At 46.4% G+C, this 21,287-nt stretch carries 24 protein-coding genes and 1 riboswitch; of the genes, 22 read left to right on the top strand and 2 right to left on the bottom strand.

The window, feature by feature from the left end; all coding sequences use genetic code 11:
- Window positions 1-37 precede the first annotated feature (37 nt).
- From JNUCC22_RS15150 to sufB, 19 genes are all read left to right on the top strand, one after another.
- Window positions 38-2,407: a 3-hydroxyacyl-CoA dehydrogenase/enoyl-CoA hydratase family protein gene (locus JNUCC22_RS15150; RefSeq protein ID WP_039063600.1), complete on the top strand. Its 2,370-nt coding sequence runs from the start codon at window positions 38-40 to the stop codon at window positions 2,405-2,407.
- Window positions 2,408-2,417: 10 nt separating this feature from the next.
- Window positions 2,418-3,593 carry an acetyl-CoA C-acetyltransferase gene (locus JNUCC22_RS15145; protein ID WP_003151841.1) on the top strand — a complete coding sequence of 392 codons (1,176 nt, stop codon included), beginning with the start codon at window positions 2,418-2,420 and terminating at the stop codon, window positions 3,591-3,593.
- A gap of 18 nt (window positions 3,594-3,611) precedes the next feature.
- Window positions 3,612-5,396 (top strand): acyl-CoA dehydrogenase family protein, encoded by a 1,785-nt coding sequence (locus JNUCC22_RS15140; protein WP_007613612.1) that lies wholly within the window; start codon window positions 3,612-3,614, stop codon window positions 5,394-5,396.
- 113 nt (window positions 5,397-5,509) lie between these two features.
- Entirely contained in the window at window positions 5,510-5,866 is a 357-nt protein-coding gene (locus JNUCC22_RS15135) for an arsenate reductase family protein (protein WP_003151843.1), read from the top strand.
- A 59-nt stretch (window positions 5,867-5,925) separates the two neighbouring features.
- On the top strand, window positions 5,926-6,309 hold the full coding sequence (gene gcvH, locus JNUCC22_RS15130; protein ID WP_003151844.1) for a glycine cleavage system protein GcvH: 384 nt from the start codon (window positions 5,926-5,928) through the stop codon (window positions 6,307-6,309).
- A 54-nt stretch (window positions 6,310-6,363) separates the two neighbouring features.
- A complete protein-coding gene (locus JNUCC22_RS15125; RefSeq protein ID WP_003151845.1) occupies window positions 6,364-6,600 on the top strand; it encodes a YusG family protein in 237 nt (78 codons plus the stop codon).
- A gap of 69 nt (window positions 6,601-6,669) precedes the next feature.
- Window positions 6,670-7,035, top strand: coding sequence for a toprim domain-containing protein (locus tag JNUCC22_RS15120; RefSeq protein ID WP_032868013.1), 366 nt, complete (start codon window positions 6,670-6,672; stop codon window positions 7,033-7,035).
- 2 nt (window positions 7,036-7,037) lie between these two features.
- Window positions 7,038-7,358, top strand: a complete 321-nt coding sequence (locus JNUCC22_RS15115; RefSeq protein ID WP_003151847.1) for a thioredoxin family protein — start codon at window positions 7,038-7,040, stop codon at window positions 7,356-7,358.
- A gap of 96 nt (window positions 7,359-7,454) precedes the next feature.
- Window positions 7,455-7,805 carry an SCP2 sterol-binding domain-containing protein gene (locus JNUCC22_RS15110; protein WP_007410085.1) on the top strand — a complete coding sequence of 117 codons (351 nt, stop codon included), beginning with the start codon at window positions 7,455-7,457 and terminating at the stop codon, window positions 7,803-7,805.
- Between the two features lie 110 nt (window positions 7,806-7,915).
- Window positions 7,916-8,022: riboswitch (SAM riboswitch) on the top strand.
- Window positions 8,023-8,127: 105 nt separating this feature from the next.
- Window positions 8,128-9,153: a methionine ABC transporter ATP-binding protein MetN gene (metN, locus tag JNUCC22_RS15105; protein WP_003151850.1), complete on the top strand. Its 1,026-nt coding sequence runs from the start codon at window positions 8,128-8,130 to the stop codon at window positions 9,151-9,153.
- A complete protein-coding gene (locus JNUCC22_RS15100) occupies window positions 9,146-9,814 on the top strand; it encodes a methionine ABC transporter permease (RefSeq protein ID WP_007410086.1) in 669 nt (222 codons plus the stop codon). Before metN ends, JNUCC22_RS15100 begins: the two co-directional genes overlap by 8 nt.
- A gap of 13 nt (window positions 9,815-9,827) precedes the next feature.
- On the top strand, window positions 9,828-10,643 hold the full coding sequence (metQ, locus tag JNUCC22_RS15095) for a methionine ABC transporter substrate-binding lipoprotein MetQ (RefSeq protein WP_039063598.1): 816 nt from the start codon (window positions 9,828-9,830) through the stop codon (window positions 10,641-10,643).
- An 84-nt stretch (window positions 10,644-10,727) separates the two neighbouring features.
- Complete coding sequence (locus JNUCC22_RS15090) at window positions 10,728-11,114, top strand: carboxymuconolactone decarboxylase family protein (protein WP_015387747.1); 387 nt, start codon at window positions 10,728-10,730, stop codon at window positions 11,112-11,114.
- Between the two features lie 192 nt (window positions 11,115-11,306).
- A complete protein-coding gene (locus JNUCC22_RS15085; RefSeq protein ID WP_003151857.1) occupies window positions 11,307-11,459 on the top strand; it encodes a YuzK family famiily protein in 153 nt (50 codons plus the stop codon).
- A 176-nt stretch (window positions 11,460-11,635) separates the two neighbouring features.
- The gene (sufC, locus tag JNUCC22_RS15080; protein ID WP_003151872.1) at window positions 11,636-12,421 is read left to right on the top strand and encodes a Fe-S cluster assembly ATPase SufC; all 786 of its coding nucleotides are present in this window, start codon (window positions 11,636-11,638) and stop codon (window positions 12,419-12,421) included.
- A 17-nt stretch (window positions 12,422-12,438) separates the two neighbouring features.
- Complete coding sequence (sufD, locus tag JNUCC22_RS15075; protein WP_216061853.1) at window positions 12,439-13,752, top strand: Fe-S cluster assembly protein SufD; 1,314 nt, start codon at window positions 12,439-12,441, stop codon at window positions 13,750-13,752.
- Complete coding sequence (sufS, locus tag JNUCC22_RS15070; RefSeq protein ID WP_007410089.1) at window positions 13,752-14,972, top strand: cysteine desulfurase SufS; 1,221 nt, start codon at window positions 13,752-13,754, stop codon at window positions 14,970-14,972. Before sufD ends, sufS begins: the two co-directional genes overlap by 1 nt.
- Complete coding sequence (gene sufU, locus JNUCC22_RS15065) at window positions 14,962-15,405, top strand: Fe-S cluster assembly sulfur transfer protein SufU (protein WP_003151877.1); 444 nt, start codon at window positions 14,962-14,964, stop codon at window positions 15,403-15,405. Before sufS ends, sufU begins: the two co-directional genes overlap by 11 nt.
- A gap of 19 nt (window positions 15,406-15,424) precedes the next feature.
- On the top strand, window positions 15,425-16,822 hold the full coding sequence (gene sufB, locus JNUCC22_RS15060; protein WP_007410090.1) for a Fe-S cluster assembly protein SufB: 1,398 nt from the start codon (window positions 15,425-15,427) through the stop codon (window positions 16,820-16,822).
- Window positions 16,823-16,856: 34 nt separating this feature from the next.
- Here sufB and csn read toward each other — a convergent pair whose 3' ends face one another.
- Both csn and JNUCC22_RS15050 read right to left on the bottom strand, forming a co-directional pair.
- The gene (gene csn / locus JNUCC22_RS15055; protein WP_015240537.1) at window positions 16,857-17,693 is read right to left on the bottom strand and encodes a chitosanase; all 837 of its coding nucleotides are present in this window, start codon (window positions 17,691-17,693) and stop codon (window positions 16,857-16,859) included.
- 136 nt (window positions 17,694-17,829) lie between these two features.
- Entirely contained in the window at window positions 17,830-18,291 is a 462-nt protein-coding gene (locus JNUCC22_RS15050; protein ID WP_138092902.1) for a DUF2691 family protein, read from the bottom strand.
- Window positions 18,292-18,419: 128 nt separating this feature from the next.
- On the opposite strand from JNUCC22_RS15050, the gene JNUCC22_RS15045 reads away from it, so the two are divergent.
- From JNUCC22_RS15045 to JNUCC22_RS15035, 3 genes are all read left to right on the top strand, one after another.
- Entirely contained in the window at window positions 18,420-18,920 is a 501-nt protein-coding gene (locus tag JNUCC22_RS15045) for a hypothetical protein (protein WP_015240535.1), read from the top strand.
- 72 nt (window positions 18,921-18,992) lie between these two features.
- Entirely contained in the window at window positions 18,993-19,727 is a 735-nt protein-coding gene (locus tag JNUCC22_RS15040) for a DUF6060 domain-containing protein (RefSeq protein ID WP_015240534.1), read from the top strand.
- 396 nt (window positions 19,728-20,123) lie between these two features.
- A complete protein-coding gene (locus tag JNUCC22_RS15035) occupies window positions 20,124-21,239 on the top strand; it encodes an NAD(P)/FAD-dependent oxidoreductase (protein WP_216061852.1) in 1,116 nt (371 codons plus the stop codon).
- Window positions 21,240-21,287: the final 48 nt, after the last annotated feature.

The raw sequence follows: 21,287 nt of genomic DNA, 5'->3' as shown, positions 1-21,287 counted from the left end.
GAATGACTATTCATTCAAAGTTCAAGGGGGATGACTCATGCACAAGTTTATAAAGAAAGCAGCCGTTCTCGGATCAGGCGTCATGGGGTCCGGAATTGCCGCGCACTTGGCTAACATCGGAATTCCCGTCCTGCTGCTTGATATTGTGCCAAACGAGCTGACAAAGGATGAGATGAAAAAAGGGCTGACATTAGAAAGCCCGGATGTCCGCAGCAGACTGAGCCGATCGGCCATGCAAAAGCTGCTGAAGCAAAAACCGGCGCCGCTGACTTCGGCTGCCAATCTCGACTATATAACGGCGGGGAATTTGGAGGATGACGCAGCTCAATTGAAGGATGCTGATTGGATTATTGAAGTCGTCGTCGAAAATCTTGACGTAAAAAAACAGATTTTCTCACTCGTTGATGAATACCGGAAACCGGGAAGCATCGTGTCGAGCAATACGTCCGGTATCTCCGTCACAAAAATGGCGGAAGGCCGATCTGCCGATTTTAAGGCTCATTTCTTAGGAACCCATTTCTTTAATCCGGCCCGCTACTTGAAGCTTCTGGAAATCATTCCGATTCAGGAAACAGATCCTGACGTGCTGGAGTTTATGACTTCATTTGCAGAAAACACGCTTGGGAAAGGGGTCGTCATCGCAAAAGACACGCCAAACTTTATCGCCAACCGCATCGGTACGTACGGCCTGCTGGTCACGGTAAGAGAAATGCTTTCTTCCGGCTGCCGCATCGGCGAGGTGGACACGGTGACCGGACCTTTGATCGGCAGACCGAAAAGCGCGACCTTCAGAACCCTTGACGTTGTGGGGCTTGATACTTTCGCTCATGTGGCAAAAAACGTATATGATAAAGCCGACGGCGCTGAAAAAGACATGTTTAAGCTTCCTGAATTTATGAATGACATGCTGAAAAACAATTGGCTGGGCAGCAAATCAAGCCAAGGTTTTTACAAAAAAGAAGGTAAAACAATATATGAACTCGATCCGCTGACCATGACATACGGTGAGCGCTCGAAAATGAAGACACCTGCGTTAGAAGCCGCCAAACAGGCAAAGGGTGCCAAAGGCAAAATGAAAGCGCTTATATACTCTGATGACCGCGCCGGACGCCTGCTTTGGAATATCACATCGCAAACACTTTTATACTCAGCCCGGCTTTTAGGTGAGATCGCTGATGATATCAAAGCAATTGACGACGCCATGAAATGGGGCTTCGGATGGGAGCTCGGACCGTTTGAGATGTGGGATGCCATTGGTGTCAGAAAATCAGCGGAGCGGCTCGAAGAAGAAGGCGCAGCACTCCCCGGCTGGGTGAAAGAAATGCTTGATCAGGGTCATGAAACATTTTATATGAAGGAAAACGGAACACAATTTTATTATTCAGACGGCCAATACAGGGCTGTGAAAGAAAATCCGAAACGGATCAGCCTGCAGACGTTAAAAGAAACAAAAGGCGTTATCACTAAAAACAGCGGTGCAAGTCTGATTGATCTCGGCGATGATGTCGCGCTGCTGGAATTTCATACGAAAAGCAACGCGATCGGCTTAGACATTATTCAGATGATTGACAATGCGCTTGAGGAAACGGAGCGGAATTATAAAGGTCTTGTCATCGGTAACCAAGGCAGACATTTCTGCGCGGGGGCAAACCTTGCGATGATTTTGATGGAAGCTCAGGATGATAACTTCATGGAAGTCGATTTTGTCATCCGCCGTTTTCAGCAGACGATGCTGAACATCAAATACAGCGCTAAACCCGTTGTCGCGGCGCCATTCGGGATGACACTCGGCGGCGGCACGGAAGTCTGTCTCCCGGCGGCACGCGTTCAGGCGGCGAGCGAATCGTATATGGGTCTTGTTGAAACCGGCGTCGGCCTTATTCCGGGCGGCGGAGGAAACAAAGAGCTGTACATGAATTATTTGGACGGCGGAAGTGAACTGATGGACGCGGCGATTAAAACCTTCGAAACAATCGCGCTTGCCAAAGTGTCCGGTTCGGCACACGAAGCCCGTGATATGAAGATTTTGTCCGCGGCAGACCGTATCAGCATGAATCAGGATCACCTGCTGCACGATGCGAAACAGCTGGCTGCTTCCTTATATGACAGCGGATACCGCCCGCCTGCCCGCAAAAAAGTGAAAGTCACCGGAGAAACCGGATGTGCGGCATTACTGCTCGGAGCAGACCAAATGAGACGGTCGGGTTATTTATCCGATCACGATATGAAGATTGCGAAGAAGCTGGCCCATGTCATTGCCGGCGGAAGAGTCCCGTTCGGCACGGAGGTTTCAGAAGAATATTTACTCGAGATTGAAAGAGAAGCCTTTTTAAGCCTCGCTGGCGAGGCGAAATCTCAAGCGAGAATGCAGCATATGCTCGTCAAAGGCAAACCTTTACGGAACTAGGAGGGTGTTTATGAGAGAAGCAGTCATTGTGGCCGGTGCGAGAACTCCGGTCGGTAAAGCGAAAAAAGGATCGCTTGCAGCCGTTCGTCCTGATGATTTAGGCGCGCTTTGTGTAAAAGAAACGCTGAAACGGGCAGGCGGATATGAAGGAAATATCGATGACTTAATTATCGGATGTGCAACACCTGAAGCCGAACAAGGATTAAATATGGCGCGGAATATCGGTGCGCTGGCGGGGCTTCCTCATACGGTGCCGGCCATTACGGTGAACCGCTACTGCTCTTCCGGGCTCCAATCCATCGCTTACGGTGCTGAAAAAATCATGATCGGCGCGGGTGACACCGTCATTGCGGGCGGTGCGGAATCCATGTCGCAAGTTCCGATGATGGGGCATGTGACCCGCCCGAATATCGCTTTGGCGGAGCATGCGCCTGAGTATTACATGAGCATGGGGCACACAGCGGAGCAGGTAGCCGAAACGTACGGCGTATCCAGAGAAGACCAGGATGCATTTGCCGTCCGCAGCCATCAGAATGCCGCAAAAGCCCTTAAAGAAGGGAAATTCAATGACGAAATCGTGCCGGTTGAAGTATCGCTGACAGAAGTCGGTGATGACCATAAGCCGCGGAAAAAACAATTTACCTTTTCTCAAGATGAAGGCGTTCGTCCCGGCACATCGGCTGACGTCTTGGCGAAGCTCCGTCCGGCTTTTTCTAAAACGGGAACCGTGACGGCCGGGAACTCTTCACAAACAAGTGACGGCGCGGCGGCTGTCATGCTGATGGATCGCGAAAAAGCTTCGTCGCTCGGATTGGCGCCGCTTGTCAAATTCCGTTCCTTTGCCGTAGGCGGCGTTCCGCCTGAGGTAATGGGGATCGGTCCGATTGAAGCCATCCCGCGGGCGCTCAAGCTTGCCGGACTCGAATTACAGGATATCGGGCTTTTTGAATTGAATGAGGCCTTTGCTTCACAGGCCATTCAAGTCATCAGATCGCTTGGGATAGATGAAGAAAAGGTGAACGTCAACGGAGGCGCCATCGCGCTCGGACATCCGCTCGGATGCACGGGAACGAAGCTGACCCTGTCACTCATTCATGAAATGAAACGGAGAAACGAGCAATTCGGCGTGGTGACGATGTGCATCGGAGGCGGCATGGGAGCTGCCGGCGTATTTGAACTCATTTAAAAAAAGGGGGAAACGAACATGAAACAGGAAACGGTCAACGTCAAAAAAGGCGGCAGCTTTCTGATTGAAGAGACGGGATATGATCAAATATTCACTCCGGAGGACTTTACAGACGAACACAAAATGATCGGCAAAACGACAGAAGACTATGTCGTAAACGATGTGCTTCCTTATATCGATGAAATTGAAAATCATCAGTTCGAGCATTCGGTCAGACTGCTGAAAAAAGCCGGGGATTTGGGCCTCCTCGGAGCAGACGTGCCTGAAGAGTACGGCGGAATCGGCCTGGATAAAATCAGTTCAGCCTTCATTACGGAAAAGTTTTCACGTGCCGGCAGCTTTTCGCTGTCTTACGGCGCCCACGTCGGGATCGGCTCATTGCCGATCGTGTTCTTCGGAACGGAAGAACAGAAAAAAACCTATTTGCCGGACTTGGCTTCAGGACAAAGAATCGCGGCATACGCCTTAACTGAGCCCGGTTCAGGTTCAGATGCCCTCGGAGCGAAAACCACGGCTGTTTTGAATGAAGCGGGCACACACTATATTCTTAACGGAGAAAAGCAATGGATTACAAACTCCGCCTTTGCAGATGTCTTTGTCGTCTACGCTAAAGTGGACGGAGATAAGTTTTCTGCATTTATCGTAGAAAAGAACTATCCGGGCGTGTCAACGGGCCCGGAAGAGAAAAAAATGGGGATTAAGGGTTCATCGACAAGAACGCTGATTTTAGATCAGGCGGAAGTCCCGAAAGAAAACCTTCTCGGCGAAATCGGAAAAGGACATGTCATCGCCTTTAATATTCTGAATATCGGGCGCTACAAGCTTGCCGTCGGCACAATCGGCGCTTCAAAACGGGTGATTGAGCTGTCTGCCGCTTATGCGAACCAGCGCCGGCAATTTAAAACGCCGATCTCAAGCTTCACGCTCACTCAGGAAAAGCTTGCGACGATGTCAGCTCGGCTTTACGCGATGGAGAGCTCTGTATACAGAACAGTGGGCTTATTCGAAGATAATATGAGCAGACTGACGGAAGAGGAGCAAAAAGACGGACGCGAAGTCGCGAAGTCAATCGCCGAGTACGCGATTGAATGCTCGCTCAACAAAATGTGCGGTTCTGAAACGCTTGATTATATTGCCGACGAAGGCGTTCAAATTCACGGCGGTTACGGATTTATGCAGGAATATGAAGTGGAGCGCGCTTATCGCGACTCAAGAATCAACAGAATTTTTGAAGGCACAAATGAAATCAACCGCCTGATCGTCACGAGCACGTTCCTGAAAAAAGCCGTAAAAGGTCAGCTGCCGCTCTTTGAAAAAGCAAAAGCGCTCCAAGAAGAACTCATGATGCTGATGCCTGAAGAGCCGGGCTCAGAACCTCTTGAACAGGAAAAATACATTGTCAGACAGGCGAAAAAGATCGCCCTCTTGACAGCGGGTCTCGCGGCGCAGAAATACGGCAAAGAGATCGAAGGCGAGCAGGAAATCATGGTGAACATTGCCGATATTGTCAGCGCGCTGTACGCTTTGGAATCAGCCGTCCTCAGAACGGAAAAAGCAATTGCGGCGGACGGTGCCGAAAAAGCCGCGCAGAAGCTGTTATATACGGAAATCTTTGCCCAGGAAGCCCTTCAGAACATTGAAGCGCACGCCAAAGAATCACTGATCGCCATGGAGGAAGGAGATTCCCTCCGGATGATGCTTTCCGTGCTGCGCAAACTGACGCGCCTGACGCCGAAAAACCTCATTCAGAAAAAACGTGAAGCGGCAGCCGCCGTCTTCCGTGAAGAAAAATATACGGTCTGATCACATGCTGAAAGCGCTCCTTCATCAGGGGCGCTTTTTCATGAAGCAACGTTATAGGTTTTTACAAGTGATTGTGTTAAAATAACGACGATCATTTACAAGGGGTGAAGAAGATGTCGTTAAATTTTTACTGGTACCCTAAATGCGGAACGTGCCGTAATGCGAAAAAATGGCTGGAAGACCGCGGTAAGGAAATAAACGAAATACATATCGCGGAGGAAACTCCGTCGAAAGAAGAAATTAAAGACCTCTATGAAAAGAGCGGTCTTGAGCTCAAAAAGTTTTTCAACACGAGCGGAATGAAATACCGCGAGCTGAACTTAAAGGAAAAACTGTACCATATGTCAGAGGATGAACAGCTCGAACTCCTGGCATCAGACGGTATGCTCCTGAAACGCCCGATTACGACAGACGGCGAAAAAGTCACTGTCGGCTTTAAAGAAGACCAATTCGAAAAATATTGGATGTAATGCCAGGTTCAAAGAATTATGGTATCTTCTTATTATAAGAAAAAAATGGAGGGATTTAGATGAGCACACCGAAAGATATGCGTTATTCCAAAGAGCACGAATGGGTCAAAGTTGAGGACGGAAAAGCCCGCATCGGGATTACACATTTCGCGCAAGCCGAACTTGGCGACATCGTCTTTGTCGAGCTTCCGGAAGTCGGCGCCGAAATTAAAGCGGACGAGCCATTCGGCAGCGTGGAATCCGTCAAAACCGTTTCCGAACTGTACGCACCGATTAACGGAACGGTGACGGAAGTGAACGAAGACCTTGATGACAGTCCTGAATTCGTAAACGAGTCTCCGTATGAAAAAGCGTGGATGATCGTCGTGGAACCGGCTGATGCTGAAGAAATCGAAAACCTCATGACTTCCGAGCAATATGACGAAATGACACAGGAAGACTGATCGGATAGCAAAGGGGCCATTTGGACATTCTATCTGTAACGGGAGGTGTCTAAAATGGCTTTTGATAAACAAAAGGTCGATGTGACGGAGAACGTTACGGGCCGCTTTCAAAACGGCCGGTTTTCCTTATTTCATGAAAATGAAGCCATCGGCGAGATGACAGGCATGGACCAGTACGAGCTCAAACAGGGCTTTTCATTTGAAAATCAAAAATTTTATAAAACAGCCGATGTCATAAACGGCAGCGATCCGAAATATGTCGATTGCGATTATGAGAATGGCTGGTGTTAACAGTTGGCGGTGAATTTCACTGCCTTCTTTTTCAATCTGACGCTAAAACAATCGGCAGGTGACGCGCTTATGTACAACGGAGATGAAAAGGTCATTATCGTAGAAGGAAAATCTGATAAAATCAAAGTCAGGGAAGTGCTCATCGAACCCGCGGAGATCGTCTGTACAAACGGGACAATCGGCCAAACCGAACTGGAAGATTTGGCGGACCGCCTGTTTGACAGAGACGTCTATATTTTAACGGACGCAGATGACTCCGGAGAAAAATTAAGAAAACAGCTGAAACGGGAGCTTCCCGACGCGCGCCATATTTATATAGACAGAACATACAGGCAAGTCGAGTCGTGCCCGGGCCATCATCTCGCATCTGTGCTGATCAGAGCCGGCTTTGATGCTGACACTGTATTTTTGAAGAAGAACGACCTGAGGTGGTAATCATGAAAGAACTCCAAGAAAATGAACTCGAATCGATTCAGGATGACGTTTATCTCCTGTATTTGTACACCCCGTTTTGCGGCACATGCCAGCTGGCGTCCAAAATGCTTACTGTCGTCGAAGAAATGCTGCCCGGCGCCGCCTTCTATAAAAACAACGTGAATTATTCCCCCGCATTCGCCAAAGCCTATCAGATTGAAAGCGTTCCGTGCTTTTTGCTGTTTAAAGGCGGAGAGCTTGTTGAGAAAGGATACGCCTTCCGCTCCGTTTCCTATTTATATGAGCTGATTAAACAAAAAACATCGCAAACGTTCCCGATGTGACAATATTTACAGGAAAATGTCGTGCGGTTTATAAAGGGTTCTGTCCGTTAAAAAGAGAAAGTGTATGTATGGCCATTAAAACGGGAGGTTATACGAGTGGAGAAAATAGAAGTTTCAGAGAATGACGGACAGCATCTGTTTTTGAAACCGCTATTAAACGCCTCAACGCTGCTGATTACATTCCAAGGAGAAACAGAAGCCTTAACGGTCTCAATTAACGGACAGGGAGAAATGAGAAAAACGTCGGTTTCAAAGGAAAAATCTAATTTGACCTTTTACGGAAACCAGACGGAAATCATTCATCTCCTGCATGGTGATGTCTCTTTGCAAAAGCTTATCCAAAGCGGAAAACTCAAAGTGAAAGGATCATTCAGAGCTCTGCTGAAGCTGGAGGCCATCCTCTGGCTGACAAACGGATTTTTTCAGGCGATCAGTAAACGGCCGTAACTGCCAATCTACTATGTGACAATAGCTTCCAATATTTATTTTATTGACTTTTTATCATTCGCCGTGCTATTCTACAGTAAGAATTTCCGGACGAAAATACGATATGTTTTCTCTTATCAAGAGAGGTGGAGGGAAGTGCCCTATGAAGCCCGGCAACCATCAACAATGTTGAAATGGTGCCAATTCACTCGAAGCGGTCTGCTTTGAAAGATGAGAGAAAGGCCTTTTTCAATAAGCCTTTCTGCTCATTTTTGCAGAAAGGCTTTTCTTTTGTGGAGAAACCCGGAAGATTTCTTAGAATAGTGTAAGGCGGGTGATTGCTTTGATCCATCTTCAAAATGTTTCAAAAATTTACAAAGCGAAGCATGGGGATGTCAATGCTGTCCAAGATGTCACTCTTGATATCAAAAAGGGCGAAATATTTGGAATTATAGGATATAGCGGAGCTGGTAAAAGTTCCTTAATCCGTCTCCTGAACGGCCTTGAAAAGCCGACGTCGGGAACCGTGGAAGTCGCGGGGACGGAATTAAATAAAGTAAGCAGCCGCGGGCTGAGAAAAGCGCGCCAGGAAATCAGCATGATCTTCCAGCATTTTAACCTTCTGTGGTCGCGCACCGTCCGGGAGAACATTATGTTTCCGCTGGAAATCGCCGGCGTGAAAAAAAGCGAACGGGTCCGCCGCGCTGATGAATTGATTAAACTGGTCGGATTAGAGGGGAAAGAAAAATCTTATCCGTCGCAGCTGAGCGGCGGTCAAAAGCAGCGTGTCGGCATCGCCCGGGCGCTCGCCAATAATCCGAAAGTCCTTCTGTGCGATGAAGCGACATCAGCGCTCGATCCGCAGACGACCGATTCAATTTTGGATCTTTTATCCGATATAAATGACAGACTCGGCCTGACGATCGTGCTCATTACCCATGAAATGCACGTCATCCGAAAAATCTGCAACAGAGTCGCAGTCATGGAAAACGGGAAAGTCGTTGAAGAAGGCGAAGTACTCCAAGTTTTCAGAAACCCGCGCGAACCGATGACCAAGCGTTTCGTTCAGCAGGTGACAGAACCGGAAGAGACGAAAGAAACCATCCAGCATTTTCTGCAGGAAACAGCGACAGGAAAAACGATTCAGCTTTCATTTGTCGGGCAGGCCGCCGAGCAGCCCCTCATTACGGAAATGATCCGAAACTTTGATGTGGACGTCAATATTCTGCAGGGGAAAATTTCACAGACGAAGGACGGAGCCTACGGTTCTTTATTCATTCATATTGACGGTCAGGAAAAAGAAGTAGAAAACGTGATCCGGTTCATCAAAGACAAACAGGTAGAAGCAGAGGTGATCACAAATGTTTGAAAAATGGTTCCCGAACGTTGATATAACCGAGCTGTGGACGGCCACATACGAGACCCTTTATATGACGGTCATCGCTTTAGTTTTTTCATTTATCATCGGAGCGGTTCTCGGTCTTCTGCTCTTTTTAACGGGCAAGGGAAGCTTATGGGAAAATAAAATCATTAACACCGTGATTGCGGCGGTCGTTAATATTTTCAGGTCTATTCCGTTTCTTATTTTAATTATTCTGCTTCTCGGCTTTACTAAGATTTTGGTCGGATCGATTTTAGGACCGAACGCCGCATTGCCGGCGCTGATTATCGGCTCCGCGCCGTTTTACGCCCGTCTTGCGGAAATTGCGCTCCGGGAAGTCGATAAAGGAGTCATCGAAGCTGCCAGATCAATGGGAGCAAAGACATCGACGATTATCTTCAAAGTGCTGATTCCTGAATCAATGCCTGCGTTAATTTCAGGCATCACCGTTACGGCCATCGCCCTGATCGGATCTACCGCCATTGCCGGCGCCATCGGTTCAGGCGGACTCGGAAACCTTGCATATGTAGAAGGCTACCAGTCCAATAATACGGATGTAACGTTTGTAGCGACAGTATTTATACTCATCATCGTCTTTATCATTCAGATTATCGGTGATGTGATTACAAATATAATAGACAAAAGATAAGGGAGGATTTACATTGAAAAAGATTATATTAAGTGCGCTGCTGCTTGTGTTCGCGGGAGTTTTGACCGCCTGCGGATCAAACGGCTCAAATAAAAAGGAAATCGTCGTCGCCGCGACAAAAACACCGCATGCTGAAATCTTAAAAGAAGCGGAACCGCTCTTGAAGGAAAAAGGCTACACATTAAAAGTAAAAGTGCTGAACGATTACAAAATGTACAACAAAGCGTTAGCTGATAATGAAGTGGATGCGAACTACTTCCAGCACGTTCCTTACCTTGAACAGGAAATGAAAGAAAATAAAGATTACAAACTCGTGAATGCCGGAGCCGTTCACCTTGAGCCATTCGGAATTTACACGAAAAAATACAAATCACTGAAAGACCTGCCTAAAGGCGCGACCATCATCATGACTAACAATGTCGCTGAACAAGGCCGTATGCTAGCGATGCTTGAAAAAGCCGGACTGATCACACTTGATCCGAAGGTGAAAACGATTGAAGCGACTACGAAAAACATTACGAAAAACCCGAAAAACCTGACATTCAAAAAAATCGCCCCTGAATTAACGGCGAAAGCATATAATGAAGAAGAAGGCGATGCAGTCTTCATTAACGTCAACTATGCGATTCAAAACAAACTGAATCCGTTAAAAGACGCGATTGAAGTGGAATCAACGAAAAACAACCCGTACGCAAACATCATCGCCGTACGCAAAGGTGACGAAAAATCAGAGAAAATCAAAGCGCTTATGGAAGTGCTTCACTCTAAGAAAATCAAAGACTTCATTGAGAAAAAATACGACGGAGCCGTGCTTCCCGTATCTGAATAAAGCGAAAACCCCGGATGAGTCATCCGGGGTTTTTTTCGGGTATTAATCGGAGAACTGTCCATAATAAAAGGGAAGGTTAACTTATTGGAGGGAATGGCAGTGGCTCAATACCAGGATAACGGCAAAAGCGTGCATGACGCGTTAAAACAATACAAAGAAGGTTTAGGCATATTTGAACAAAAAATGCCGATGATGGGGCGGAAGTTTAATGAATTTACTGAACAGTGTTTCTCAGCGGATTCATTAACTGAAAAAGAGAAACAATTAATCGCTCTGGGTATCAGCATCAGCGCTCAAGATGAATTTTGCATGATTTATCATACGAAGGGCTGCCTTGACCAAGGGGCCACAGAAGAAAACATCCTTGAGGTCATCAGCGTCGCGGCGGCATTCGGGGGCGGCGCGGCTCTCAGTCAGGGAGTGACCCTCGTGCAGCAGTGCATTCAGGAATTCGGACATACGACGCATTAGAATGAGCAATCGTGTGAATACCGTTTTTCAGATAAAGTGAGCGCCGGTTTCCGGCACATTCGAAAGGATTCAGGGGCACACTCTCTTTGGCCGGAGCAGGGGATCATTGTTACAATAGAAACAAATATATGAAGGGATTGATTCATTATCTGCACCAGCCACGAGAGACTGGACCTTGACTATACGCCTGAAATGGAAAAAGCGATGCAGAAGTCACACGGCATCGGCTACGAGGAATACGGACGGCGTCTTTCAAAAAGGATGGAAGTCGAACGGCAGAGGGAGCTTGAATATCAAAAAAGCAAGTTCCTCGCAGCGCAGCTTAATGAGAAAATCGGTCAGTAAAAAAGGGTGGATTTCCGCCCTTTTTCTGTTTCAAACAGCTTTAATTACGCCTTGATCTTTGATAAACTTTAGGAATGTTCCGGGTAATATAAAAAGTTGTATTTACTTTTCATTTGTTATAAAATTAGAATGAGAATAAATTGAGAATAATGATTATATATTTTGGAGGTATAGATATGGCTGCTTCAACATTAACGATCAAGGATCTTCACGTTGAAATCGAAGGAAAAGAGATCTTAAAAGGTGTAAACCTTGAAATAAAAGGCGGCGAATTCCACGCTGTCATGGGGCCGAACGGTACCGGTAAATCCACGCTCTCAGCAGCGATTATGGGACACCCGAAATACGAAGTTACAAAAGGCAGCATCACGCTTGACGGCAAGGATGTACTGGAAATGGAAGTGGACGAGCGCGCTCAGGCGGGTCTTTTCCTGGCGATGCAGTACCCAAGCGAAATCAGCGGTGTGACAAATGCCGATTTCCTTCGCTCTGCGATTAACGCACGCCGTGAAGAAGGCGATGAAATTTCTCTTATGAAATTCATCCGCAAAATGGACGAAAACATGGAGTTCCTTGAAATGGACCCTGAAATGGCGCAGCGTTACCTGAACGAAGGTTTCTCAGGCGGGGAGAAAAAACGCAACGAAATTCTTCAGCTTATGATGATCGAGCCGAAAATCGCCATTCTTGACGAGATCGATTCAGGTCTTGATATCGATGCGCTTAAAGTCGTTTCTAAAGGAATCAACAAAATGCGCAGCGAAAACTTCGGGTGCTTAATGATCACTCACTACCAGCGCCTTCTGAACTACATCACGCCTGATGTCGTTCACGTTATGATGCAGGGACGCGTAGTGAAATCCGGCGGCGCGGAGCTTGCACAGCGCCTTGAAGCGGAAGGTTATGACTGGATTAAACAAGAACTGGGCATTGAAGACGAAACTGTAGGCCAAGAAGCGTAAGCGTTAGGGGGATAATCATGACATTGGAAACGAAACTATCCGTAGATCAGGAATATGTCAAAGGCTTTTCCGAAAAGCATCAAGAACCTGCCTGGCTGAAAAACCTGCGCTTACAGGCTCTTGAAAAAGCTGACGATCTGCCGCTGCCTAAGCCTGATAAAACAAAAATCACAAATTGGAACTTTACAAAGTTCAACAAGCATACAGTAGAAAATGCGCCGCTTGCTTCTTTAGAAGATTTAGCTGATGAAGTAAAAGCGCTGATCGATATCGAAAACGAAGACAAAACGTTATACGTGCAGCGTGACCAAACGCCCGCTTTCCTTTCTCTTTCCAAAGAACTGAAAGACAAAGGCGTCATCTTTACGGACATCTTAACGGCTGCCCGTGAGCACAGCGATCTCGTTGAGAAGTATTTCATGAAAGACGGCGTTAAGGTCGACGAACATAAACTGACTGCGCTTCATGCAGCATTAATGAACGGCGGGGCATTCCTTTATGTTCCTAAAAACGTTCAGGTGGAGACGCCTGTTCAGGCCGTTTACGTTCATGAAAGCAATGACACGGCATTGTTCAACCACGTTCTGATCGTCGCTGAAGACCACAGCTCCGTCACTTACGTTGAGAACTACATCAGCACGGTGAATCCGAAAGAAGCTGTATTCAACATTATCAGTGAAGTGGTCACAGGTGATAATGCCAGCGTGACGTACGGCGCCGTTGACAACCTGTCAGCAGGCGTCACAACATACGTCAACCGCCGCGGAGCCGCGCGCGGACGCGACAGCAGAATCGAGTGGGCGCTCGGACTGATGAACGACGGCGACACGATTTCTGAAAACACGACAAACCTCTACGGAGACGGCACATACGGCGATACGAAAACCGTAGTTGTCGGAAGAGGAGAACAGACGGAAAACTTTACGACGCAGATCATCCACTTCGGTAAGGCTTCTGAAGGCTATATCCTGAAGCACGGAGTCATGAAAGATGCCGCATCTTCCATCTTTAACGGAATCGGCAAAATCGAGCACGGCGCGTCTAAAGCAAACGCTGAACAGGAATCCCGCGTTCTGATGCTGAGTGAAAAAGCACGCGGAGATGCAAACCCGATTCTTTTAATTGATGAAGACGATGTAACTGCAGGACATGCGGCATCTGTCGGCCGTGTGGACCCGATCCAGCTTTACTACTTAATGAGCCGCGGAATTCCGAAAGAAGAAGCGGAGCGCTTAGTCATTTACGGATTCCTTGCTCCGGTGGTAAAAGAGCTTCCGATTGAAGGAGTTAAGAAACAGCTCGTCTCCGTCATCGAAAGGAAAGTAAAATAATGAATATCACCGATATTCGTGAACAGTTCCCGATCCTTCATCAGCAAGTGAACGGACATGACCTCGTGTACCTTGACAGCGCGGCGACTTCCCAGAAGCCGCGTGCTGTCATTGAAGCAGTGGATCAGTATTACAGCAAATACAATTCCAATGTCCACAGAGGCGTTCATACTCTTGGCACGAGAGCGACAGACGGCTATGAAGGTGCGCGTGAAAAAGTCCGTAAGTTTATCAATGCGAAATCAATGGCTGAGGTCATTTTCACAAAAGGCACGACAACTTCACTGAATATGGTGGCGCTGAGCTATGCCCGCGCCAGCTTAAAACCCGGTGATGAAGTGGTCATCACCCAAATGGAGCATCATGCGAATATCATTCCGTGGCAGCAGGCAGTAAAAGCAACCGGCGCGACTTTAAAATATATCCCGATGCAGGAAGACGGCACGCTTTCGTTAGACGACGTCCGGCAGACTGTCACAAGCCATACGAAGATCGTGGCAGTCGCTCATGTGTCAAACGTGCTCGGCACGATCAACCCGATTAAAGAGATCGCCAAAATCGCTCATGACAATGGCGCGGTCATCGTGGTGGACGGGGCGCAAAGCACACCGCACATGAAAATCGACGTTCAGGACTTGGATTGCGACTTCTTCGCGCTTTCTTCCCATAAAATGTGCGGCCCGACGGGAATCGGCGTGCTGTACGGCAAGAAAGAACTGCTTGAGAATATGGAGCCGGCCGAATTTGGCGGCGAAATGATCGACTTTGTAGGGCTTTATGAATCAACTTGGAAAGAGCTTCCGTGGAAATTTGAAGCAGGCACGCCGATTATCGCAGGCGCGATCGGATTGGGAGCCGCGATTGATTTTCTTGAAGAGATCGGACTCGACGAGATTTCCCGGCATGAGCATAAGCTTGCAGCCTATGCGCTTGACCGTTTCGAGCAGCTAGACGGCGTGACGGTATACGGTCCGAAAGAGCGGGCGGGACTTGTGACATTTAATCTTGATGAGGTTCACCCTCATGATGTCGCGACTGTCCTCGATGCTGAGGGCATTGCGGTCAGAGCCGGACATCATTGCGCCCAGCCGCTCATGAAATGGCTGGATGTATCTGCCACTGCGAGAGCGAGTTTTTATCTGTATAATACAGAGGAAGAGATCGATAAGCTCGCGGAAGCCCTCCAAAAGACAAAGGAGTACTTTACAAATGTCTTTTAATGCAAATTTAGATACATTATACAGACAAGTGATCATGGATCATTACAAAAATCCGCGCAACAAAGGGGTTTTGGATGACAGCATCGTCGTCGATATGAACAACCCGACTTGCGGCGACCGGATCAGACTGACAATGAAGCTTGACGGCGATACCGTTCAGGAAGCGAAGTTTGAAGGGGAAGGCTGTTCTATCTCCATGGCTTCAGCTTCCATGATGACGCAGGCGATTAAAGGAAAAGATATTGATACCGCCCTTTCCATGTCTAAGATTTTCTCAGACATGATGCAAGGGAAAGAGTATGACGACTCGATAGATCTCGGGGATATTGAAGCTCTTCAAGGCGTTTCGAAATTCCCGGCCCGGATTAAATGTGCCACCCTTTCATGGAAAGCACTTGAAAAAGGAGTCGCTGGCGAAAAAGGCGGCAATTAAAAGATTGGAGTGAAAATGGATGGCTAAAAAAATGCCTGAAATTGGTGAATACAAGTACGGTTTTCACGATAAGGACGTTTCCATTTTCCGTTCAGAGCGCGGATTGACAAAAGAAATCGTAGAAGAAATTTCACGCATGAAAGAAGAGCCTCAATGGATGCTTGATTTCCGCCTGAAATCTCTTGAGCATTTCTACAACATGCCGATGCCGCAGTGGGGCGGGGATTTAAACTCTTTAAACTTTGACGAAATTACGTATTACGTAAAGCCGTCTGAGCGTTCAGAGCGTTCTTGGGATGAAGTGCCTGAGGAAATTAAACAGACATTCGACAAACTCGGTATTCCTGAAGCTGAGCAAAAATACCTTGCCGGTGTTTCTGCACAGTACGAATCCGAAGTTGTTTACCACAATATGAAAGAAGATCTTGAAGAGCAAGGCATCGTCTTCAAAGACACAGACAGCGCGCTGAAAGAAAATGAAGACATTTTCCGCGAGCACTGGGCGAAAGTCATTCCGCCGACTGATAACAAGTTTGCGGCGCTGAACTCAGCTGTTTGGTCCGGCGGATCTTTCATCTACGTGCCTAAAGGCGTGAAGGTTGAAACACCGCTTCAAGCTTACTTCCGCATCAACTCTGAAAACATGGGTCAGTTCGAACGTACGCTGATCATCGTTGACGAAGAAGCAAGCGTTCATTACGTAGAGGGCTGTACGGCTCCTGTGTACACAACAAACTCGCTTCACAGCGCGGTTGTTGAAATCATCGTCAAAAAAGGCGGCTACTGCCGTTATACAACAATTCAAAACTGGGCGAACAACGTTTACAACTTAGTAACGAAACGTACGGTTTGTGAAGAAAACGCGACGATGGAATGGGTTGACGGAAACATCGGTTCTAAATTGACGATGAAATATCCGGCTGTCATTCTGAAAGGTGAAGGCGCGCGCGGCATGACGCTTTCTATCGCTCTTGCGGGTAAAGGACAGCATCAGGACGCAGGCGCGAAAATGATTCACCTTGCACCGAATACGTCATCCACAATCGTATCAAAATCGATTTCGAAACAGGGCGGAAAAGTAACATACCGCGGTATCGTCCACTTCGGACGGAAAGCGGACGGCGCCCGTTCAAACATCGAGTGTGATACGCTCATTATGGATAACAAATCAACTTCTGATACAATCCCTTACAATGAAATCCTGAACGACAACATTTCATTGGAGCACGAAGCGAAAGTATCAAAAGTTTCTGAGGAACAGCTTTTCTACTTGATGAGCCGCGGTATTTCTGAAGAAGAAGCAACAGAAATGATCGTTATGGGTTTCATCGAGCCGTTCACAAAAGAACTTCCGATGGAATACGCAGTTGAAATGAACCGTTTGATTAAGTTCGAAATGGAAGGCTCCATCGGTTAATAGTAAAACCCCGCCATATGGCGGGGTTTTTTGTTTATTGAATAGTGAAATTACCGTATTCGCTTGACCGGACATGAATCGGCCCGTTTAAATTGTAGTTCTTCTCTTTGACAATATCGCGGAAAACGTCGACACGGGCAACCGATTCTCTCCATTCATCCTGGGTGTCCTCATCTGACGGATTCATCAGATCGTCATAGCGCACATCCAAGAATTTATTGAGCCATTTCTTCTCGTCAGTTCCGTCTTTCGGTGACCCGCCCATTTTTTTGTTCGTGCGTTTAATCAGGGCATAAAAGGAGTCTGGATCATCGCCGTCGCCATGCTGAATCACCGTATCGTACATCACTGCTTTTGCCAAGGCCGTTTTCAGTCCGGCATTTTCTGAACGTTCCATCGCCGGCTGATAATACAAGCTGTCATTTACCTTATCCTGGGCAGCGCGGAAGGCTTTATCATTGCCAAGTGAGCGCCAGGCAGAAGCGAATCCTTTCAAATTGCTGATGTCATCGCTTTCGTCCTTCGCAAGACGCCGCAATTCAGGCAAATACTTTTTCAATTTGTTATTCGGCACCGCTTTCGTGTATACTTCGACTACTTCCAGCGCATCTCCGGTAGCCGTCGTAAAGCCGGCCCGCCCGCAAGTGTAACCTCTTCCGTCATCCAACGCTTCAACATATCCGTATTGGATTTCCGTCTTTCCGTTTTCAAAGATGCTGGTCAGCTGTTCCGCCCGGCGCTTCTGATCCTTATTCAGCCCGGCCGCTAAAACCGTACCGCTCATCATCAGGGTAAAAAACATGGTGAAAATAAGTGACGAAACCGCCGTCTTCTTCCAAAAATCTGCTTTTTTCTTCAAGCTGATTTTCATTTCCATACCCCTTTCATATGTAAGTTACGCACTCAGTATACATGAGGGGGTTGTTTTTTTGTTGAAAACACACGAATTTGTCAATATTTTGAATCCTAAGCCCTATCAGGCGCTTCATAAAAAGAACGCACCTTCATCAGACAGACAATCCCGTTCTCGCATCATTCTCATCTGTAACATAGTCAACGCGGAGAAATCCGCATTGTACAGCCTGCTGATTAAGGGCTTCGAGCATATCCGGATCTTTGCAATATAACGTTACATACGAGCAATCTGCAATGAGAAGCACAAGCTCACAGGAACTCTCCAAATACTCCTCGTACGTATTGATTTCCGTTACCATCCCGCCCGGGAAAGCTTTCAATTCAGCAAAAATCATATAATAAGGGTTTCCTTCCAGACGCTGACGGAGTTCTTGACCCTGAATGATGCGCTGATTTTGCGGAAACAGGTCTGTATCGGTGTCTTCTTTGAATTCAGTATACGCCTCTCCATCACCGATAAACCACGTATAGGAAGAGATGGGGAACGGTTGTAATATATCTGCCGCAAACCGTCCGAATTGATTTGGGATGTCAAATGTAATGCCGCGTTTCATAATAAAATGAGGATATCGAATAACTAATGACTGACTATTTCGAAATTAAATCCATAGGAACTTTATTTTATTACTGTAAAATTGCTATAATAATAGCTAATATATTTCTAAATTGGAGGACTATTGTTATGAAGGGGAAAAAGATCATTATTTGTTTATTGGTCATCTGTATTATTTTCATAATCAGTTTGTTTTTTATTAAGAATAATGAAACTCCTGATTCAGCGAAAAAATTTAATACTGAACATGAAGCTTTACAGTATGCTAAACAAGAATCACCTTATATCACTGATTTTATATATGAAACAAAGGAAATTGACAATGAAAAAGTTGTGATATACAAATTTGAAGAAAATAAACAAATGGGTGTAGGAACAGGAACATTGGCATGGAAAGATAAAAAAGTTATATGGGTAAAGAATGGAAATGGTGTAGCGCTTAAAAATCAGAATAATAAGACAGATATTTCATTTGATGTAAAGTCGTATTCAGGTAAAAAATATAAGTTATATGCTGGATTTAACAAAACGAAAAATCTGAAAATTGAAACTCAGACAGATAACAATGTAACCCCTCATGTGGATAAGAAATCTGGAATATATTATTTGTTAATTCCTAGTATAAATTAATCTTACCAATTTTACAAAAAATATACTATCATGGTAATATTTTAATATGTTATAAAAATAAGGAGGGTCTATATGAAAAAGAAAGTTACGCTTTTGATTGCAGTTTTCGTGGTGTTTTTGATGATTTTTGGAAATCCATCGAAAGGATTCGCTGTCGAGCAATATACTATTAATCTATCTGATTCAAATGTAGAAAAATTTTATGATGAGGAACAAGGTGCAGTAATCGCACCATTCAAAGCGTCAGAACATGGGCTTGTACCTGTTTCAAAAGACGAATATGAAAAAACGACTGAAATAAAAGAAAACGAAAATTTAGAGAATGAGTTTGTTGTTTCTGAGGAAAGTAATGACGAATTAGAATTTAAGCCCTATGCTGATGTTGATCTTAGATATTGGAGATATAAAGAAAAATCAGCCACTAAATATTATGGAGACCCTATTAAAGTTTCAGCAACAATTAAGTGTACTACATCATCGTGCAGAGTAGATAAACAGACGCAAGCTACTGTATCTAAGTCTTACAGTGTTAATGCTTCATCAGAAATACAAGCTATAAACTATGGAGCTAGTTTTAATTTTACGTCAGCAAAATCTTATTCTACTACATATTCCTTTACGCTCAAAAAAGGCCAATCTGGATATATAGCCTTTAAACCATACAAAAGAAAGTCTACAGGTACCCTAACGCAGTATTCTACAATGCATGGTAAAATCAGCAGTAAATCAGCCTATGGAAGATCAGCGATTAAAATGAAAACTGGAGAAGCTGATGGATACTATACTTTTGTTTTTACTAAAAAATAGTATGATAGATCAGTTTATATAGTGGAAGGATAATAGTGAAATGCCTTTATCCTCTCAATTTTTATTTTTTAAAAGGACGGGGCTTGATACTTAGCCGCGTTCTTTGATGTTCTCTTTTGTTCTTGATCTGTATATACGTTGACTATGACTTTTGAATTGATACTGGCTGCTGTTTGAAAGCTTGCGATTGTCGTTTTAGGGTCTGTGTTTTCTTCACATCCATGATGATTTACGTTTAAGACACCACCTTTTCTCTATTGATAGTGATGGGATCTTTGATAGGTGAGCGAAGAGATTGGTCGACCTTCTGCTTTTTCATATGGGAGCAAAAGGTCGAAGCAAAGCGCTCTATTTGTTAAAATAAATAAGACAAAACAGATAGAAAAGGTGTTACACATGAAGTCTTATATAATTATTGGGGGCGGCATTCTCGGTGCGTCCGCGGCTTATCATCTCGCAAAGGCCGGGGCGGATGTAACGGTCATTGACCGGAAGCACCTGGGGCAGGCGACTGACGCCGCGGCGGGGATCGTCTGCCCGTGGCTGTCACAGCGCCGCAATCAGGCATGGTATGCGATCGCAAAAGGCGGAGCCCGCTATTATAACCAATTGATACAGCAGCTTGAAGCTGACGGAGAAACGGACACCGGTTATCAAAAGGTCGGTGCCGTCAGCCTCCATACGGATGAAAAAAAGCTCAGCCAAATGGAGGAAAGAGCTTATAAAAGAAGAGAGGACGCCCCTGAAATCGGTGACATTACAAGACTGACTCCGGAAGAAACGAAGGCGCTGTTCCCCGCGCTGTCGGAGGAATATGGGGCGGTTCATGTCAGCGGCGCGGCCCGGGTGAACGGGAGGGCGCTTCGTAAGGCGCTGTTAAACGCGGCCGTTAAGCACGGCGCGGCGGTTTACAATGAAGAAGCGTCAATATTGACAGAGGACGGTGCCGTCATCGGTGTGAAAACCGCAGAACGCACGCTTACTGCCGATCAGGTTCTCGTAACGGCCGGCGCTTGGGCGGGAGAGCTGCTTGAGCCGCTCGGCATCCGTTTTTCAGTATCATACCAAAAGGCGCAGATCGTTCATTTAGAGCTTCAGGGAGAGGAGACGGGCGGCTGGCCCGTCGTCATGCCCCCAAACGATCAATACATTCTCGCCTTTGACAGCGGCAGAATCATAGCGGGCGCGACTCATGAAAACGATACCGGCATGGATTTGCGGGTGACGGCCGGCGGTCTCCGCGAGATTTTTGACAAAGCATTAACCGTGGCGCCGGGGCTTTCAGACAGTACTATGATAGAGACAAGAGTCGGTTTCAGGCCGTTTACTCCCGGTTTTCTTCCCGTCATCGGCAAAGTGCCGAATATCAGCGGACTCCTCGTTGCCAACGGGCTGGGCGCCTCAGGGCTGACGAGCGGGCCGTATCTGGGGGCTGAACTGGCGAAACTCGCGCTCGGGCAGCAGACGGAAATTGATTTGAGCCTTTATGATCCGGCCGGGGCGCTTGAATAAAAAATAGCTTTTGGCGCATTCTTATGATAGGATGGAGCTTTAATGAAT

Source organism: Bacillus sp. JNUCC-22 (assembly GCF_018861275.1).
Taxonomy (GTDB): Bacteria; Bacillota; Bacilli; order Bacillales; family Bacillaceae; genus Bacillus; species Bacillus velezensis.
This window is presented reverse-complemented; position numbering and strand designations above follow the sequence as displayed.

Bases quoted from the DNA above. Each gene is read 5' to 3' on its own strand.
- gcvH (WP_003151844.1), top strand. From the start codon at position 5,926: ATGAGCACACCGAAAGATATGCGTTATTCCAAAGAGCACGAATGGGTC.
- JNUCC22_RS15100 (WP_007410086.1), top strand. From the start codon at position 9,146: ATGTTTGAAAAATGGTTCCCGAACGTTGATATAACCGAGCTGTGGACG.
- JNUCC22_RS15125 (WP_003151845.1), top strand. From the start codon at position 6,364: ATGGCTTTTGATAAACAAAAGGTCGATGTGACGGAGAACGTTACGGGC.
- sufB (WP_007410090.1), top strand. From the start codon at position 15,425: ATGGCTAAAAAAATGCCTGAAATTGGTGAATACAAGTACGGTTTTCAC.
- JNUCC22_RS15135 (WP_003151843.1), top strand. From the start codon at position 5,510: ATGTCGTTAAATTTTTACTGGTACCCTAAATGCGGAACGTGCCGTAAT.
- sufU (WP_003151877.1), top strand. From the start codon at position 14,962: ATGTCTTTTAATGCAAATTTAGATACATTATACAGACAAGTGATCATG.
- sufS (WP_007410089.1), top strand. From the start codon at position 13,752: ATGAATATCACCGATATTCGTGAACAGTTCCCGATCCTTCATCAGCAA.
- JNUCC22_RS15120 (WP_032868013.1), top strand. From the start codon at position 6,670: ATGTACAACGGAGATGAAAAGGTCATTATCGTAGAAGGAAAATCTGAT.
- JNUCC22_RS15040 (WP_015240534.1), top strand. From the start codon at position 18,993: ATGAAAAAGAAAGTTACGCTTTTGATTGCAGTTTTCGTGGTGTTTTTG.
- JNUCC22_RS15150 (WP_039063600.1), top strand. From the start codon at position 38: ATGCACAAGTTTATAAAGAAAGCAGCCGTTCTCGGATCAGGCGTCATG.
- JNUCC22_RS15115 (WP_003151847.1), top strand. From the start codon at position 7,038: ATGAAAGAACTCCAAGAAAATGAACTCGAATCGATTCAGGATGACGTT.
- JNUCC22_RS15035 (WP_216061852.1), top strand. From the start codon at position 20,124: ATGAAGTCTTATATAATTATTGGGGGCGGCATTCTCGGTGCGTCCGCG.
- csn (WP_015240537.1), bottom strand. From the start codon at position 17,693: ATGAAAATCAGCTTGAAGAAAAAAGCAGATTTTTGGAAGAAGACGGCG.
- JNUCC22_RS15145 (WP_003151841.1), top strand. From the start codon at position 2,418: ATGAGAGAAGCAGTCATTGTGGCCGGTGCGAGAACTCCGGTCGGTAAA.
- JNUCC22_RS15085 (WP_003151857.1), top strand. From the start codon at position 11,307: ATGGAAAAAGCGATGCAGAAGTCACACGGCATCGGCTACGAGGAATAC.
- JNUCC22_RS15140 (WP_007613612.1), top strand. From the start codon at position 3,612: ATGAAACAGGAAACGGTCAACGTCAAAAAAGGCGGCAGCTTTCTGATT.
- sufD (WP_216061853.1), top strand. From the start codon at position 12,439: ATGACATTGGAAACGAAACTATCCGTAGATCAGGAATATGTCAAAGGC.
- JNUCC22_RS15045 (WP_015240535.1), top strand. From the start codon at position 18,420: ATGAAGGGGAAAAAGATCATTATTTGTTTATTGGTCATCTGTATTATT.
- sufC (WP_003151872.1), top strand. From the start codon at position 11,636: ATGGCTGCTTCAACATTAACGATCAAGGATCTTCACGTTGAAATCGAA.
- JNUCC22_RS15050 (WP_138092902.1), bottom strand. From the start codon at position 18,291: ATGAAACGCGGCATTACATTTGACATCCCAAATCAATTCGGACGGTTT.